1 pseudogene is annotated in these 1,433 nt (G+C 66.9%); it reads right to left on the reverse strand.

The features are described 5' to 3' along the window. Positions 1 to 1,433 (reverse strand): annotated as a pseudogene (locus ABZ420_RS35990) (DNA-directed RNA polymerase subunit beta); the annotation flags it as partial.

The raw sequence follows: 1,433 nt of genomic DNA on the forward strand, positions 1-1,433 counted from the left end.
TCGACCACACCGGGCTTCTCGTTCACCACCACGTCGCCCGCGTCCACGGCCGCGCGCAGCTCCATGCCGGTGCCGACCAGCGGGGCCTCGGAACGAATCAGCGGAACAGCCTGACGCTGCATGTTCGCGCCCATCAGGGCGCGGTTGGCGTCGTCGTGCTCGAGGAACGGGATCATCGCCGTCGCGACCGACACCATCTGACGCGGCGACACGTCCATGTAGTCGACCTCGGTGGCGGCGACGAGCTCGTTCTCCTCGTTGCCACGCCGGCACAGCACGCGGTCCTCGAGGAAGCGGCCTTCGGCGTCGACCGGCGAGTTGGCCTGCGCGCGAACGTGCCGGTCCTCCTCGTCGGCGGTCAGGTAGCGAACCTCGTCGGTCACCCGGCCGTCGACGACCTTGCGGTACGGGGTCTCGATGAAGCCGAACGGGTTGACCCGCGCGTACACCGACAGCGAGCCGATCAGGCCGATGTTCGGGCCTTCCGGGGTCTCGATCGGGCACATGCGGCCGTAGTGCGACGGGTGGACGTCACGGACTTCCAGGCCGGCGCGCTCACGGGACAGACCACCCGGGCCCAGCGCCGAGAGGCGGCGCTTGTGGGTCAGGCCCGACAGCGGGTTGTTCTGGTCCATGAACTGCGACAGCTGGGAGGTTCCGAAGAACTCCTTGATCGCGGCGACGACCGGGCGGATGTTGATCAGGGTCTGCGGCGTGATCGCCTCGACGTCCTGAGTGGTCATCCGCTCGCGGACGACACGCTCCATGCGGGAGAGACCGACCCGGATCTGGTTCTGGATCAGCTCGCCGACGGTGCGCAGGCGACGGTTGCCGAAGTGGTCGATGTCGTCCACTTCCACCGGCACCTCGGCGCCGCCGGGGGCGGTCATGGTCTTGTCGCCCGAGTGCAGGCGGACCAGGTACTCGATGGTGTTGACGATGTCTTCCTTCGTCAGCACCGAACCGACGACCTGCTCGCCCACGTGGATGCCGAGCTTCTTGTTGATCTTGTAGCGACCGACGCGCGCCAGGTCGTAGCGCTTCTCCTTGAAGAACAGGTTCTCCAGCAGGGTCTGCGCGGACTCCTTGGTCGGCGGCTCACCCGGACGCAGCTTGCGGTAGATGTCCAGCAGCGCCTCGTCCTGACCGGCGGTGTTGTCCTTCTCCAGGGTCGACATCATGATCTCGGAGAAGCCGAAGCGCTCGACGATCTCCTCGGTGGTCCAGCCCAGCGCCTTCAGCAGCACGGTGACCGGCTGGCGACGCTTGCGGTCGATGCGCACACCCACGGTGTCGCGCTTGTCCACGTCGAACTCCAGCCACGCACCGCGCGACGGAATCACCCGCACACTGTGCAGGTCCTTCTCCGTGCCCTTGTCGACACTGTGGTCGAAGTAGACACCCGGCGAACGCACCAGCTGCGACACCACGAC

Source organism: Nocardia sp. NPDC005745 (genome assembly GCF_040630775.1).
GTDB lineage: Bacteria > Actinomycetota > Actinomycetes > Mycobacteriales > Mycobacteriaceae > Nocardia.